The organism is Lutimonas halocynthiae, from assembly GCF_030409835.1.
In the GTDB taxonomy this organism is placed as follows: Bacteria; Bacteroidota; Bacteroidia; order Flavobacteriales; family Flavobacteriaceae; genus Lutimonas; species Lutimonas halocynthiae.
In genome coordinates this window covers 180,605-197,323 of the sequence record NZ_JAUFQO010000001.1, presented here as the reverse complement: position 1 = coordinate 197,323, position 16,719 = coordinate 180,605, and the positions used below count along the sequence as shown (strand labels likewise).

11 protein-coding genes and 1 tRNA gene are annotated in these 16,719 nt (G+C 34.8%); 3 read left to right on the top strand and 9 right to left on the bottom strand.

The features are described 5' to 3' along the window. Positions 1–9 precede the first annotated feature (9 nt). The 8 genes from QWY87_RS00860 to QWY87_RS00825 form a co-directional block, all read right to left on the bottom strand. On the bottom strand, positions 10–2,781 hold the full coding sequence (locus QWY87_RS00860; RefSeq protein WP_290287437.1) for a PD-(D/E)XK nuclease family protein: 2,772 nt from the start codon (positions 2,779–2,781) through the stop codon (positions 10–12). 80 nt (positions 2,782–2,861) lie between these two features. Then, the gene (locus QWY87_RS00855) at positions 2,862–4,271 is read right to left on the bottom strand and encodes an OmpA family protein (RefSeq protein WP_290287434.1); all 1,410 of its coding nucleotides are present in this window, start codon (positions 4,269–4,271) and stop codon (positions 2,862–2,864) included. Positions 4,272–4,435: 164 nt separating this feature from the next. Continuing rightward, entirely contained in the window at positions 4,436–6,571 is a 2,136-nt protein-coding gene (locus QWY87_RS00850) for a peptidylprolyl isomerase (RefSeq protein ID WP_290287432.1), read from the bottom strand. A 95-nt stretch (positions 6,572–6,666) separates the two neighbouring features. Next, positions 6,667–7,926, bottom strand: a complete 1,260-nt coding sequence (locus QWY87_RS00845; RefSeq protein WP_290287430.1) for a hemolysin family protein — start codon at positions 7,924–7,926, stop codon at positions 6,667–6,669. A 196-nt stretch (positions 7,927–8,122) separates the two neighbouring features. After that, a complete protein-coding gene (lptC, locus tag QWY87_RS00840) occupies positions 8,123–8,689 on the bottom strand; it encodes an LPS export ABC transporter periplasmic protein LptC (protein WP_290287428.1) in 567 nt (188 codons plus the stop codon). A gap of 8 nt (positions 8,690–8,697) precedes the next feature. Beyond that, positions 8,698–10,182, bottom strand: coding sequence for a tetratricopeptide repeat protein (locus QWY87_RS00835; protein WP_290287426.1), 1,485 nt, complete (start codon positions 10,180–10,182; stop codon positions 8,698–8,700). A gap of 18 nt (positions 10,183–10,200) precedes the next feature. Further along, a complete protein-coding gene (gene bamG / locus QWY87_RS00830; RefSeq protein ID WP_290287423.1) occupies positions 10,201–11,469 on the bottom strand; it encodes a BamG family beta-barrel-assembly machinery protein in 1,269 nt (422 codons plus the stop codon). Further along, the gene (locus QWY87_RS00825) at positions 11,466–12,197 is read right to left on the bottom strand and encodes a type III pantothenate kinase (protein ID WP_290287421.1); all 732 of its coding nucleotides are present in this window, start codon (positions 12,195–12,197) and stop codon (positions 11,466–11,468) included. The genes bamG and QWY87_RS00825 overlap by 4 nt, the downstream gene beginning before the upstream one ends. A gap of 99 nt (positions 12,198–12,296) precedes the next feature. On the opposite strand from QWY87_RS00825, the gene QWY87_RS00820 reads away from it, so the two are divergent. Beyond that, positions 12,297–12,369 (top strand) — tRNA-Phe (locus tag QWY87_RS00820). Between the two features lie 256 nt (positions 12,370–12,625). Beyond that, positions 12,626–13,774 (top strand): N(5)-(carboxyethyl)ornithine synthase, encoded by a 1,149-nt coding sequence (locus QWY87_RS00815; RefSeq protein ID WP_290287418.1) that lies wholly within the window; start codon positions 12,626–12,628, stop codon positions 13,772–13,774. A 148-nt stretch (positions 13,775–13,922) separates the two neighbouring features. On the opposite strand, the gene QWY87_RS00810 is transcribed toward QWY87_RS00815, so the two are convergent. Continuing rightward, the gene (locus QWY87_RS00810) at positions 13,923–14,651 is read right to left on the bottom strand and encodes an SdiA-regulated domain-containing protein (protein WP_290287416.1); all 729 of its coding nucleotides are present in this window, start codon (positions 14,649–14,651) and stop codon (positions 13,923–13,925) included. Between the two features lie 345 nt (positions 14,652–14,996). On the opposite strand from QWY87_RS00810, the gene QWY87_RS00805 reads away from it, so the two are divergent. Then, the gene (locus QWY87_RS00805) at positions 14,997–16,709 is read left to right on the top strand and encodes an amidohydrolase (protein WP_290287415.1); all 1,713 of its coding nucleotides are present in this window, start codon (positions 14,997–14,999) and stop codon (positions 16,707–16,709) included. The last annotated feature ends 10 nt before the right edge of the window (positions 16,710–16,719 follow it).

Below are 16,719 nucleotides of genomic sequence, written 5' to 3'. Positions count from 1 at the left end.
AGTTTTTATTCAATAATTAAAAATGGGTAGTTCTTTCTCAAGAAAAGGAGTGTGCGTATTAAATAGTTCCAATATTAACTTGTCGAGTTCAAGCACAAATGATTTTAGAATTTCATCTGTAATTTGACCTCCTCCAAAGGCCATAAACCCAGCCTTAAGGTTTTTGAGTGAAACGATGCCGCTTTGCAAGTTGAGCTCGTCTATTGGTCTGTCTGATTGATTTAAATACATGTACGCATAGGTAAGGACCTGAAAACTCTTAGAAAATTTTTCTTCAGAACCTAAAAGGCTCCAATCTTTGATTTTAAGTTGTGTAGGTGAAACCTTTCCGGTTTTATAATCCATTATTCTTATTGAACCATCCACCTGATCTATTCTATCAATTTTCCCCTTCAATTTTACTTTAAAATCAAGACCCTTAACCTGATGTTGCATACTAATGGGTATTTCAAGTCCTAAAAGTTTAATGTTTTTACCTTTTTTCAGTTCACTTAGTTCAAATTCCAGGAAATTTAAAATAAATTGTTTCGCAATTTCAAAGGCCAAAAAATTCTTTCCAGAGGTAATAGAAGTCAATGAAAAACTTTTACTGAATTGCTGACTCACGTGCTCATCGACATGTTGAATCATTTGTTTTATATCATCTGTTTTTAAAAAACGATTTACATAAGGCGTATACAATTGCTCTAAAGTGTCATGAATTATCGTTCCGAACGTATTTGCGGCAATAGTTTCTTCTACTTCCTTAAATTCTTTGATACCAAGAATACTTCTCTTGTAAAAATCTAAAGGGTTTCTGATATAGTTGGTCAAAGAACTAGGGGAAAACCCTTTTAATGCAATTTCCTTTAACCTTAAAACAATCGATTCATTCTTGTCTATTGAATTTAAGTGGGTAGGATCAGCTTGAAGCTTAGGGTGAATTGTTTTCTTTTTAAAAGTCACCTGATCAAGTTGCCCTAATGCCTTTGCTACTTCCAATTGTCTGATAAAACGACTTGGCTCCCCCGAACCAAAATCATCTGTAATATTGTTGTAGATCAAATATACATTCTCAGCCCTGTGAAAAAGCCTGAAAAAGTGAAATGAAAATATGGCATCCTTTTCAAAAAAAGTAGGAATTTTTTTTTCGAATTTGATATCCATGGGAATAAAGGAATTGTTTGTTCCTGAAGCAGGCAAGAACCCTTCATTTACCGAAGAGATAATGATATTCTTAAAATCAAGTCCTCTGGATTCAAGTAAGCCCATGATTTGAAGTCCTTCGAGAGGCTCCCCTTGAAATGATAGTTTTTCAGTTTTAAGTATTTGCTGAAATATTTGATAAAGGGAACTAAGGTTATCAATAAAGCCATAGTCTTTGTTGAGATTCGACAGTTGAATAAAAATATCATTGTATCTGAATAAATACTCAATATGAAGGTTGTTCTGATCCTTGGATTTTCTAAAAACATCAATTATTTGAATGATACTGTTGATGATTAAATCAATCGGTTGATCCCAACCTTTAAAAATAAGATTGAAAAGTTGTTGAAGGTCTTCACAATCTTCTACAAGAGACAAGATTTTGGCTTCAGGGATAAAGATCGTTTTTTCTGTATAAAGAATGGATTTTAAGCGCATCTCAACTTGTGGATGCTTTATCCAATGACTTTTTAAAAATGGATCGTTTAAAAGTGCCGTAAGATCTTTATAGTAGTATGTTTGTTCTTTTTTCCATTTGGTCTTGTTTAAATGTAAATTAAAAAGAGCCTGAAAAAAAGAGCTTAAAGAAATATTCTGTAATTCATAACCCATTGTGATATTTGCTTTGGCAATTTCCAAGGGCATCGAATTCAAAAGTGAAGGAAGCAATTTTTCATTTCCGAGGATAACGGCAGTGTCTTCAATGTCTCCTGCCGCATGAAGTTCCTTTAACAGTGACCCAACATGTTTTATTTGCGTTATGTTTTTGGGTAAGCCGTGAAAATGAATTGTTTTTGGGGTATTAATGTTTGATTCTTTCCATTTAAAATCATTTGAGATATAATAAGGCCAGGATCTTTGGTATTTTTTAAAAAATTGAGCTGATTGATTATTCGATTTTTCGTAAAATTCATCATGATCCCAATAAATAGAGGCTAGCTCACTTACCAACAAATCTTGAATGATTTCTTCTTCGGCTTTATTAAGCGCATTGAAGGCTGCAAAAACGAACTTATGATTAGCGTTCTCTGATTTAAAAGTAGGCAAATATTCCAAGGCTAGCCTATACACGAGCCCTTGATAACCTGTGTTTTTTGCTAAAAGATGCTTTTTAAATGCGGAATGATAGGTGATAATCTTCTCAAAGAATGATAAGTACTTCTCAACCATAGGGCTTGCTGAGGGCTCATCAGGGAACCACTGCTCGATGCGTTTTGTTTCACCGAGATATTTTAAAATCGATGCTGTATCAAATAAATTACTGTCAAGGTCATTAAAATCTTGTATCAGAATGCTGGCCCATTTGGAAAAGTTTTCAAAACTATCACATTCATGTTGAGCTGTATTCTCTTTGTAAATTCCATAGAATTCAAATAAGAGGTTGACAGTATCCAAGATTTCAAAACCTGTTATTTCTTTGACGAAATCTTCAATGCTTAGTACTCGTGGTAAAAAAGTAACCTCATGAAGCTGTTCCTTTAATAGTGTCTTTAAAAAGATACCTGATCTTTTATTAGGAAGTACAAATGTGATATCTGAAACAGGGTGCCGATCTTTTAATACTTCAGAAACTACTTTTAACAGGAAGGATTGCATAGTTCAAATGTAAACATTATTGCATAAAAAAAACCATCGATCAAATGACCGATGGTTTTATTTTTAATATCTAAGATAGATTATCTTTCAGCGTATTCAGAGAATATTTCAACTCTTCTGTTTTGCTGTCTTCCTTTACTTGTTTTGTTATCTCCAATTGGACTTGCAGAACCAAATCCTTTAGCTGTGATCATGTCAGCAGGGAAACCTTTATCAACTAAGTAGGCTCTAACTGCATCAGCTCTTGCTTGAGACAATTTATTGTTAATTTTATCACTACCAGTACTATCAGTATGACCTTCAACATCAAATCTTAAGTTTTGGTATTGGTTAACAATTTTACTAACCTGCTCCATTCTGATTTCAGTTTCATCTGTAAATTTAGAACTACCAGTTACGAAGTAAATCGCTCTTGCTAAATCTGTAATTTCTTTTTGAACTTCAGCAGAAACTATTGGACAACCATTGTTTTCAGCAACACCCGCAATATTTGGACATTCGTCATCTTTGTCTGGGATACCGTCACCGTCAGCATCTGGCCAAGGACAACCTTCATTTTCAACAGGACCAGCAACATCTGGACATCTGTCATCTTTATCTGCAACACCGTCACCATCTCTATCAGGACATCCGTTTAATTCAACAAGACCAGCTTCAGTTGGACAAGCGTCATCTTTATCTGGTACACCGTCACCGTCAGTATCAGGACAACCATTAAATTCAGCTAAACCAGCTTCTGTAGGACAAGCGTCTTCAGAATCTTGGATTCCATCACCGTCAGTATCAGGACAACCATTGAAAGCTTCTAAACCAGCAACTTCTGGACAAGCATCATATTTGTCATAAATTCCATCACCATCAGCATCACGTGCACCAAATTTAAATACTAAGGCTGCAGAATGTTGGAAGTGAGGTAATAAAACATCTTCGTCAAAAGAATGCTTATATTTTGTTTGAACATTAACACCGAACATTTCGCTAAACCAGAAATTCAAACCTAAACCAGCATTAGCTGTTCCGTTTCCTTCTCCTTCTAACCAAGTGTAACCACCACCAGCGAAGATGTATGGATCAATCCATGTTGGTTCTTTTACAAAACCAAATTTAACATCAAGATCAGCAGCTGTATAAGTCATACTACTAACTCTTACATCACCAATTTTAGTGATTTTGTTGTAAGATCCAGTTAATCCAACAGAGAAACCACTACCTACGTAGTAACCTACTCTTAGGCTAGAAAGAAGCCCAGCTGTATTCCAATGGTCAGTGTTGAAAAAATCTTCACCAAAACCACCAACGGCCATAGGATCATCACCATCATCATATGGTGTAGCAATAGGAGCACTATCTGTATCTGCTCCGGTAGGATAGAAGTCAACCGCGTTGGTTCCCAACTCAATAATCCACCGATTATCTTTATCCTGTGCACTAATATTGTTCGCAAAAACAACAACCAATGCGATTAATAATACTCGTTTTAAATGTTTCATTGTAATCAATTTTAAATTATAATCTTTTAATTGTTAAGTAAGCTTAAATTTTAAGTAATATTTAACAAATATATAAAAACTTGCCAAATAACTCACTTTAAGCATTTTTTTTTTATTTCTCTACTTTCAAAGTGGCAGATAATAAAAGCAATCGGCGGAAATTTCTAATAAAAAACCGCTCTATTATCTACAATGTCAGCATTCTCTTTTAGGGCTTCAAAAATGAGTAAACTTCTACCCGATAACGTACGCTCCAAATTCTTTTTATTTCCATTGTAATTTTGTAATTCAGCAGGCAAGGTCTTTTTAGTGACTGTCGCAAAAGCAACACCACTTTTCCCAATAATGTTTTTTGCCAGTTGATTTTCCTCTAAAGAAGTAACAACACCTGATATATCAACAAATCTCCCTACACCTGCAAATACAGGGCTGGTATTTGAAACTGCCAAACTACTACTCTTTGTAACGTTGTTCTGAGTAGCTATTTCATCAAGAGTTGACCCGGTAGATCTTTCTTTGATTAATGCAGCTTTCTTTTCATTGAGAACGATATTTCTTACATTTTGACCTTTTCCGGATAATCCTGCTTTATTTTTTGCAGACAATTTCACTACTGCATAACCATTGTCAAGATCAAATCTTTTGATGCCACCAACTTCTGTAGCATCTTCAAATGTCCAACGAACTATTTGTCTTTGAGAACCTAATTCAGCTATATTGTCATCAAATACTTCAAGACTTAAGACAGGTCTTACTGAAAATCCCTTTTCTTTTGCTAGTTCATTGATGTCTTTTCCAGCTGAAAGATCAGCGGCAAAAGTTTCTGCTAGTTCAAAAACATTGTTTTCAGTTGTTTCTGATGGGTCTATTTTTCTTGAGAAAGTAGCGATTTGAACGTTTTTTTGTTTGTTTTTTTGTTCTTCAATGCGAATAACATGATAACCGAACTGAGATTTTACAACTCCCATATCGCCAACCGCGTTTTCAAAACTATAATCTCTGAATTCAGGGATCATTGTTCTGTAAACAAACCAACCTAAATCTCCTCCTTTTGCACCAGAAACTTTATCAACTGATAAGTTTTCTGCTAATTCTTCAAATTTACTTGGGTCGGCTTTAAGCACTGACAGTAAACTATCCGCAACTTTTTCAGCTTCTTCAGGAGAATTAGTGATACTTGCGTCGGCAGTGGCGCTACCAGCAAATGAGATTAGGATATGACTCGCTTTTACCGAGTCAGGCAATTGTTTGATACCGGTTACTTTAGATAATTTATAAAACCCTTTATCCTTATAAGGGCCATAAATTGTTCCTTGATCTAAATTGAACAGCGTATCTGGCGCGTTTATGGCTAGCGCTACTTCATTATAGTAGTTAGCATCATAAGGAGTGTCTGATTCATTTTCAGCATTGAATTCATTCATGTCAACCGCATTTTTGAATCCTTGAACGGTAACGTTTGCCTTCGCAGCATTACTATATTCTTCACGATCTTCAATCATTTGAATTAATTCTTGTTGAATTGCCTTCTCATCTTCTTCAGTTGCCTCAATTTTAAATTGAACAAATTGAATGTCTCTAGACTCCTCAACTGTATATGCTTTAGCGTGCGCTTTGATATACGTTTTTATCTCTTCCGTATTTACAGAAACAAGGCTATCCGCAATACTGTTAAAAGGAACGTAAACATAATCTAAGTCGACGCTCGTGTTTTGAAAATAATAATCTCTTTTTCCTTCACTCAATGTGCTACCTAATCCAGCTCTGATCAGGGCATTATATGTAGTTTGTTCTAGATTTTTTTTGATTCCTTTTTCATAGTTAATCCAACTTAACCAAGCAGCAGAACCACTTTCTCCTTCTTCTGAATTATCTTGTAAAGTGGCAATATATTCTTTCAATTTTTCAGGATCAAAAAACCCGGCTTCATTAGCAAACTGAGGGCTATTCTGAGAAGATATTTGTGCTACCATAGCGTCCCAAACATCTTTCTCTCCAACAACAACGCCAGATTTTTCTAATTGAGTCTGATATACTTTTTCACGAACTAGAGTATTCCAAGCATTATTCACATTTTGTGTGTTTGAAGACCTTCCATTAGACCTGCTTCTATTGAACTCTACCTGCTGGGCAAATTCTTCTCTTGAAATAGGTTCTCCATTGACTTCACCAATACTCGTAGCGGTTTTGTTAAATAAGTTTCCATCGAATAATCCGCTTAATACGAATGAAAACAATGCCAATGCGATTATTATGATTAAAAATAATGATCTCTCTCTAATTTTCGATAATACAGCCATTTTCTTTTCTATTAAAAATTTTAGGTTGCGAAAATACAATTTACCTTTTAATAATGAAAGGAGTTTAAGACTAATTTTTTAGGCTTAAAATGGGGCTATGTGTCTTTAAATAAAACTTTTAAATAGACCTCTTCGATTTTAGAAGCAGATTCTTTTAGGATGGTGAATTGGTAGTTGTCAATTTGAATGATTTCACCAGTAGAAGGGATGTTTTCAGTATGATTTACAATAAGTCCGCCAAGTGTTTCATAGTTACTATCTTTAGTTAGCTCAAGATCGTAAACTTCATTGATATAATCTACCTCCAGTCTAGTTGAGAATTTGTATTCTCTGTCATTTACTTTTTCTTCTAGCAGGGTAATAGAATCGTGTTCATCTTCAATATCCCCGAATAGTTCTTCAATAATATCTTCAATAGTAATTAATCCGGAAGTTCCTCCGTATTCATCAAGTACGATAGCAACACTTTTGCTTTTAAGAATCAGATCATTAAGGATATCATGAATCATCATGGTTTCTGGAACAATCTCAATAGGTAAAAGAATAGATCTAATATTTTTCGGCTTCTTAAAGAGATCAAAAAAATGAGCATAGCCAATTATATCATCCAAAGAGTTATTGTAAACCATAATTTTTGAAAGCCCGGTATCGTTAAAAAGTTGTTTTAAATTCTTTGGAGAATCATGTACCTCAACAGCTATGATTTCTGTTCTTGGAATCATGGCCTCCCTGGCCTTAACATTATGGAATTCAAGCGCATTTTGAAAAATCTGGATCTCTGAATCGATTTCATCTTCTGCAGACTCAAGTTGCTCATCAATATAGTGCCCTAATTCAGCTTTAGAAAAAGCAAGTTGAACCTGATCTTCCCTGGTATTGAAAAATATACGTAAGAAAAAATCAGAAATGGCGGTAATGAACCTTGAGATAATATAAAAAAGCAAATAGAAAAAATAAGCAGGAAAGGCAAATAACCTCATACTTTCGTTGGCATAAATTCTAAACGCAGCCTTTGGCAGGAATTCAGCTGTAATTAATATAATAATGGTAGAGATAAAGGTTTGGGTAAGCAAAAGTAAAAATTCATTGTTGATAACATCGTGAAAGAAGCCCATTAAGAGATCTCCCATGAAATATCCATAGACCACCAAAGCAATATTATTACCTACCAACATGGTAGTAATAAATTTAGAAGGTTTTTGAGTAAGTCGTTTTAATATTTTAGCGTGTAGGGTGTCTTTTTTCTTCTCAAGTTCAAGTTGCATTTTGTTCGAAGAGATAAAGGCAATTTCCATACCAGAAAAAAAAGCTGATAACAATACCGAAATAAATATGATAACAAGTATTATGATCATTCTTTTCGTTCGTGTTTTTCAAAACGTTTACGGTATTTTTTTCTAAAGAAATACATGAAAACGGCTAGTACTGATAAAGCTAAAAAAATATATGCTTTATTAGGTTCTGAATTCCACATAAGAACAGACTCAACGATTAGTATTATCGCAAGGATAAGATAACCAATTTCAAAAATTTTAAAATATTTAGCCATAGTTAAGGTGATTCGTCTACATAAACACTGCCTTTGATTGACTTCATGTTAACCCTGGTCAAATCTTCATTAGATTCAAATCCTTGTCCATGAATAGTATCAAATTTGGTGATCAATGTGAATTTTTTTTCAGTATAAATATAATGTTCATTTGAATCCCAAAAAAGCTGGTCGGTGAATAATTTTGTTTTTTCGGCCGGGTTAACCACTTTTACGCTGTCTTTGACTTCTGAGATATTTGTATTGGCAAAGGAAATTGAATAGCCTGCCGTCAGTATTACAGAGTCACCCTTTTCATCAAAACTTACAATCCTCACCCCATCAGGAAAAAGCGTGTATGGATGGTCTTCTCTGTTTGAAAAATCATGCATTACCGGAGCCGTCAAAATTGTCATTACTTTACCAGAGTCGGTATGAATAAGGTGTACATTTTTAGCAGCACCGATGGGAAGGTTTTTTTCAGCTAAAAAATCTTGAACTTCTTTAATGTCATTACCACAAGAAAAAAACATTGCTACTATAAGTATAGTAGCAATGTTTATTAAGCGATATGAAATATTTTTAGCCATTCAATATATTATGGTATTCTAGCTGATTCATTAATCCAGCATCCTACTTTATGTGTAGCTCCAGAAGTAAGTCCTTCAGTGAAAACCAATTTCTTAGAAGGTGCACTGGCCATATAACTTTTTATGTATTTGTTTGCAGTTGAAGTAATTCCAGGATCCGCAGCTTTTGCTTGTTTGGCTTTATCAGCAGCAGCTACATAAACCATTCTTTTTGAAATTTCATCTGTACCACAAGTGTTCGCACTAGAAGCATAAAGGTTAGAGATTAACAAATAAGCGCTTCCCATACTTGGTCTTTCTTTGATAGCAAGTCTTGCATATTCTCTTGCTTTTGATCTTGATCCCTTCTTTTTAAAGATCAACGCCACTCTGTAATAGTATTTGGCTTTTTTATAATTGTCTGGTTCAAGATCAATTGCTTTATTGAAATATTCAATAGCCTTATTTGATTCACCTTGTTCCATTAAGATTCCAGCATAAAATACAAAAGCATCTGATGAAGGAGCTGCATTAACATAGGCTTCTACCATTGAAGGGTAGATAGGATTGTCAGTACATTCTTTTTGATTCAATCTTGAAACAGCTCTTTTTAACCAAGTAGCATTGTTTTTATTTTTTTCAAAATTGTCTTTATATAAAGGTATCAGTCTATCACAAGTTGCAACCTCAGTTAAAGTGTTGTCAAGATATCCTTCAACCTGTCCTAAGGCTCTTAGGTTTACTTCTCTTGCTCTTTTTTGACTTTTCTCTTTTTTTGTAAGCTCGCCGCCTTTATCCAATTTAGCATTTATAACATCCAGCTCACGAGAATATTTATCCATCTTCATTCCAACAGCTTCATTGATATCATCATAGGTGTCAAAAACCAATTGAGGATTTACATCTTTTTCAATATCTGTAACTGTTTGGAAATATTTACCAAGATTCTTAACACTCATCCCAGTAGGATCAGCTTTAAATGACAAGCTTAATTTATCAAAGATCTCTTCTTTTAGAATTAAATCTTCTAACACGGCTCTTTTGAATAGAAAGTTTGCCCAATCACTATAAACTTTACCTAGATTCTCAGGAAAATTTTTCACTCTTAGGTTATAAACCAAAATAACTTCGATTGCGTATTTTGACATTTCCTCTTTATTTAACTTAGACTTGTCATAATACTTTTTGCCAACTTTTACGATATAGTCGTTGGTTTCAATTTTTTCGCCTTTTTTAACGGGTATTGCAGCAGCAGCAGCATCATATTTAGCTTCAGCCATCTTTAACCCATCGCTATAAATGATTTTTGAAGCTTGCGGACAATTTTCAACACACCATTTCCACGGTTCATAAGCAGCATCATAGTTTGCCATTTTTACCGCCTCATGGAAGAGAGACAGGTTGGTTTTACACTTGTCTGGTTCGCTACCATACTTGTCTTGCCCATACACAGTAAAACTTCCCACTGAAAGGAAAAGGATCACTACAATCAATACCGTCTTTGCTAATTTCATTTTTAAGATTTGTTAATATTAATAAATTTTTTGTCTTCTAAACCACTTATCATTAAGTGATAAACTCAATCTGAAATTGAAAAAATCTTCTTCGATTAAGCTTTTATCTGTTGTCCCTCTTTTTCCCAGTTCAAAACCCAAATTTACGTTAGATATTTTTAAACCCATAGGTAAACTTACACCAAAAGATATGCCATACTCATTAATGTCTGTATCATTTACGACCAAACCAGTCTTTTGATAATTGAATCCTGCCCTATAAGTAACCCTGTTAAAATAACTGCTAAGCGACATCAGGTTTGGTGTATAAAAACCACCAACAGAGATGTTTGAAAAATTTTCATAACGATAAAAGTCAACATCTTCATAAATCCCGCCGCTTAATTCTAAAGGATTTTGAAAAGTATATTCTGCCCCAATAAACCATTTATTATCTTCACCAATTCCAGCACTAATTGCCGTTTTTAGAGGAGAAGTTATGGTGGCTTTATATTCAGAGCTCGATATAGTATCTACAGGGATTCCGATTGCATCTTCATCGTTTACTATAGTATATAACAAAATATTACCATCTTCATTCATAGTAGATTCAAGATCAGCTGCCACTCCGAATTTAACCCTAAGGTTTTCTGAAATTTTCGGACCGTAATGAAGTCCTACTTTGGCTGAAGTTCCTGTAATTCTAGAATCAGTTAAATGTTGCGTTGCCAATTGTACATTATTCCTTCTATTCAAGACATTATTATCTATCCCACCAAAAACATACGCTAGTTCAACTCCCAGGGAGATATTATGCGGAAATTGATAACCATAACCCAGAAAAACCCGGTTTGTCCCACCATTTCCATAATACCTGTCAATTTCTGCCAATTCACCGTCAGCATCAAAAGTCTGATCTACCAGAGAATATCCTACAGCCGTATTGAGTTGAAGACCCATAACAAGGCCCTGGTTTCCACGAATCGGAATACCTAAAGCAATATAGCTAAGTGCAGCTGCGGAGCTGGTTTGCTTATTCTCTCCGTCGTCTACATTGTTAGTTTTATTTCCCCCAGCGAAGACATAGGTTGTCCATTTCAACGATCCATAAGAAGCAGGATTCGTAAAACTCAATTGATATTCGCTATTTAATACTCCACCCATCTGTCCCATCGAAATTTCCTCAACCGTTTTTAGATGTGCTTGATCTCCGATTCCGAATAAAGAATAAGGAGATGAATTGGTTGCCTGTGAAAAACTTAGTGTTGATATAAAAAGAATAGCAATTACTATTATATCTTTTATCATTCGTCTATATTATGTATCAAAATACTATTCAATCCCTCCAATAAAAAATTTGGAATGGCAAATATGCTACTTTTTAAGTTTTTTGCCAAGAAAATTGTGTCCCCTCCTGTTAAAACTACTGTTAATTTTTGATTTTTAGCTAAATATTGGCTTATCACTCCTTCTATTTCTTTAATAACGCCATTTAATATGCCATTATGAATGGCATTTTCAGTTGAATTGCCAAGGCTTGGAATTACTTCCGCTTTGTTTAACAAAGGTAAATTTGCTGTATAGTGATTTACAGCTTTATAACGCATCTCGATTCCTGGAGATATTGATCCGCCATTATAGGTGTTCAAATCGTCAAGAAAATCATAAGTAATGCAAGATCCGGCATCAATTACCAATACATTTTTATGAGGAAACTGAGCGTTGGCCGCTGCAATTAAGGCCAAACGATCTACCCCTAAAGTTTTGGGTGTGAGGTAATTGTTAAAAAAAGGAACTTTTGTCTCATGATTGAGTTCAGTCAAATTACCAACCAAGCTCTTTATTTCTTCCAACATATCTTGATCAAGACCTGCAACATGTGAAATGATCCCGTTTTTGATATCGTATTGTTCGGTTATATCAAGAAGACCTGATATTAATTCGTTTTGTTGAAATTGATCCTTAAGAAGCAGAATTGTCTGCTCGAAAACAGCAACTTTAACCTGTGTGTTTCCTATATCAATAACTAAATTCATGGGTGGAAGAAATGAATTGCGAAAGTACAATAGAAATTTTAATGAATTGTTTTGAAAAGAATAAAAAATAAATTTATATTTGCAGCCGCTCAAAGCGATGGTGCCTTAGCTCAGTTGGTAGAGCAATGGACTGAAAATCCATGTGTCCCTAGTTCGATTCTTGGAGGCACCACTTTAAAACCCTTAATTCAGTTGCTGAATTAAGGGTTTTTTCTTTCCAAAATAGTAAGTAATGCTTCGGTTATCACAGAAGTTTGATGATTTTTATAATAGATTTATCCCTCCGCATTTCTTTAAAATGAGAAAGGGAAAATCATTGGGATACCTTCAGTTTTACCTACCTTTATAGAGTTCCTGATATGCAGGATGGCAAAATTATCTAGACACTTTTAAGATTACTTGTCAAAGGAAATATAAAACAAAAACCAATGAGTTTACTTACAGTAGGTGTTTTCGGAACTTCTAGAAAAAAACAGGAAAAACGAGTACCCATTCACCCAGGTCATTTGAATTGGATAGATAAAGAGGTCAGAAGCCAATTGCTATTTGAAGAAGGCTATGGCTTACCATTTGGAATGGATGACGACAAACTCTCTACATTATCCGCAGGCGTTCTTAGTAGGGAGGAGCTTTTTAAAAGCTGCGATATTGTTTTACTGGCTAAACCAGTACAAGCAGATTTTGATGATATGAAAGAAGGGACCATCCATTGGGGATGGCCGCATTGCGTGCAGCAAAAAGGAATTACGCAAACAGCTATTGATCGAAAACTTACGCTTATTGCCTGGGAGGCAATGCATCGCTGGTCATCACACGGAGATTGGCAAATGCATATCTTTCAGAAAAATAATGAAATAGCAGGATATGCGGGTGTAAACCACGCTATGAATCTGGTAGGAATTGACGGAAACTACGGACCAGTTCGCAAAGCAGTTGTGATCAGTTTCGGTTCGGTAAGCAGAGGTGCCGTGCGCGCCTTGCAAGCCCGAGGCATACAAGATATTTCAGTGTTTACCCAACGAAACTATTTTCTAGTTGCCGATCAAATGGCCGGAGTCAATTATTATCAATTTGAGGAAGATGAAAATGGTAATCTCATGTCTCTCCACCCTGATCACCTTCCGCGTCCATTTGTTGAAGAATTGATTGATGCAGATATTATAGTCAATGGTAAGCTTCAGGATACCGACCATCCTTTGATGTTTGTGCCGGAAGATCAAAATGATCGACTGAAGCCAGGTTGTCTAATTGTAGATATCAGTTGCGATGAAGGTATGGGCTTTTCATTTGCCAAGCCAACAAATTTTGAGACACCGATTTTTCAGGTAGGAAAAGTATTTTATTATGCCGTAGATCATTCACCTTCATATTTATGGAATGCGGCCACTTGGGAAATATCTAACAGTTTAACTCCTTATTTACCTTTCATAATGAAAGGTCCTGAAAGTTGGAAAAAAAGTGAAACCATCCGACGCGCTATTGAGATTAAAGATGGCATTATTCAAAATCCAAAAATAACAACTTTTCAAAATAGGTCAAAAGAATATCCACATCTTGAACTTTCGGCAGCGACTTAATGTTGCAATTGTTCCTTGTAAAATTTGAAACCCATATTTCTTTGGAGAATTATGGGTTTTTTCTAGTTTTTAATAAAGGTTTACTTCTCAATGACACCTCTTTTTTCTGAGGAAATACAGTTTCTAATAAATTTATAGTTTAATAAACCTATGGCTTTTTGTAGACATATAATCTGGCGTTTGTATCACAAACTATGTAAATATAGTTGTCTGTAACAGCAATGCCTTCAGGTTGTGCTACCATAATATTAAAAGACTCGATCAATTCACCACTTAAAGTACATTTGTTTATTGTTTTGCTTTGGTCGCTGAGAATCCAAAGTAGATTAGTAGTGTTTTCATAGAAAATACCTGAATAATCGGCTGCAAAATTAAGATCATGCATTGCTAAAACAGAAAAGTCATTGCGAAGTCTCATTAATTTCCCTGGTTTTTTTTCATTCAAAATAAAAATGGTATTGCTATTGCTATCAAAAGTAACTCCTTCAATTCCGCTATTTCGATCTTTATTTTTATACTTAATTTTATGCTTTGAAGATTTTCCTGTTAGCATATCTAAAACAACAATTTTCTTCTTTGATTCTTCTGCTAATAAAAGCTTATTTTCTGTATAGGTTGAAACCCCCTCGAGATTAGATCCCTTAGAATCATATGTTTCAATAATATCCCCTGTCATTGATAATTTATAAACAGTTGAAGTTCTGTCACTAACTGTATATAATGCTGTACCTGAATTATTAACTGACAAACCGGAAGGTTCTGAAACGTCAATTTTATATGAAGCTTCTAACTCTAATTTAGTGTTCTTATAAGCATCGCACGATGTAGAAATAATTATTCCGATAAAAATAATTATTGTTTTTTTTAATAATAGCATATGATTCTGATGAGTTTGCGGTTTACAGCGCTTCCAAAAGAATGAAATTGATCTCACATCACTTTTCTTCTTTATAATTTGCCCAAAGGTTCGTTCTCTATTTATTTTATTTAATGATCTTAAAGATATTAATTTTATTGGGCTTAATATGATTCTTTCCTTCAGTACTTATCATGATACTTGCATGTTTGCTGATAGCAATGCCAATAGATTTAATTATCTTTAAGGCTTAAAGTGTTTTTAATAAGACATGCTACTGTATTTACAGCAAATGAAATTGAGGCCTAAATAGGTCAAAGAATTGCTTAGAGCTGAAACCATTCGCAATCATATAAAAATAGATAGATGATAATAAAGAAAAGTATACTACTAATTTTGGGGATTGTTTTTTTATTCTCCTGCAAGGAAACTAATAAAAAAGAAATAGAAAACAATGCTACAGTGTATTTTGGAGGTGATATTCTTACCATGGAAGGTGACACAGCTCAGTATGCTGAGGCACTTGTTATAAATGATGGGCGTATTGTTTTTGTAGGCTCATCAGATGAAGCAATGACTGTAGCTGGGCAAGGCCATAAAATGATTGACTTAAAGGGAAACACTTTAATGCCAAGCTTTATTGACCCGCATAGTCATTTTATAAACTCTTTGGGCATGAGTTCTCAAGCCAACTGCTCGCCATCACCTGTTGGTGAGGCTGATGATGTGACAGGGGTGATTAAGGCTTTATCAAATCTAAAAACGGAAAAAAATATTCCAGAGGGCAAACTGATGATGGGTTATGGCTATGATGACACGGTTATGCCAGAGGGTAAGTTGTTAAATCGTGACTCCTTGGACGAAGCATTTCCAAATAATCCTGTTATGGTATTTCACGTATCATTGCATGGAGCTGTTTTGAATTCAAAAGCTATGGAGTATTTCGGTATTTCATCTGAAACAAAGACACCACCAGGTGGAATCATTGTCAGAAAACCAGGAACAAATGAACCCTACGGTCTCATTATGGAAACCGCGTTTTTACCTATTTTCGCCAACTTACCCAAACCAACAGACCAACAATTGGTTCAGCAACTTAAAGATGGTCAAATGATTTATGCATCCGCAGGAATTACAACAGCCCAAGAAGGGGCTTCTCACATAGGTGATGTTGAAATTATTCAAAAAGGAGCAGATAATAATGCCTTATTTATTGATGTTGTTTCCTATCCGTTTATAACTGAATTTGATACCATTTTTAAAATATATAAAGCTGAAGATTTCGGCAAATACAATAAGCACTTTAAATTAGGTGGTATAAAAATAACAATAGATGGCTCCCCACAGGGAAGAACCGCATTATTCACAACTCCATATTTAACTGGAGGCCCAAGTGGAGAGGAAAACTGGCTGGGAGAATCAACTTTTTCACAAGAGGAGGTTAATCAAATGCTGAAAAACATATATGACAAGGGATTACAATCTACTTTTCATGCCAATGGAGACGGGGCTATAGATATGTGTATTAAAGCACATGAATTTGCCGCTAGCGACAACCTGTCTCAAGAACGAAGAACCACAATTATTCATTCGCAATTTGTTCGCCTAGACCAACTTGATAAATTTGTAGCATACAAAATGATTCCATCGCTTTACACTGAGCATACCTTCTTCTTTGCGGATGCCCACATTAAAAACAGAGGATTAGAACAAGCTTCGTTTATTAGTCCAATGAAAACAGCTATTGAAAAAGGGTTAAAACCAACAAACCATACCGATTTTAATGTAGCACCTATTGACCAAATGATGGTAGTATGGACCGCTGTAAATAGGGTGTCAAGAAATGGTGAAATCATTGGTGCTGAAGAAAGAGTAACGGCATATCAGGCCTTACAAGCAATTACTTCAAATGCAGCTTATCAGTATTTTGAAGAAGACATAAAAGGTTCATTGGCTAAAGGGAAATTAGCGGATTTGGTTATTTTAGACCATAATCCTTTAAAGGTTGAGCCGATGGAAATTAGAGATATTACAGTACTTGAAACCATAAAAGAAGGAAAAACAATTTTTAAGAAATAGCGGTATTCAA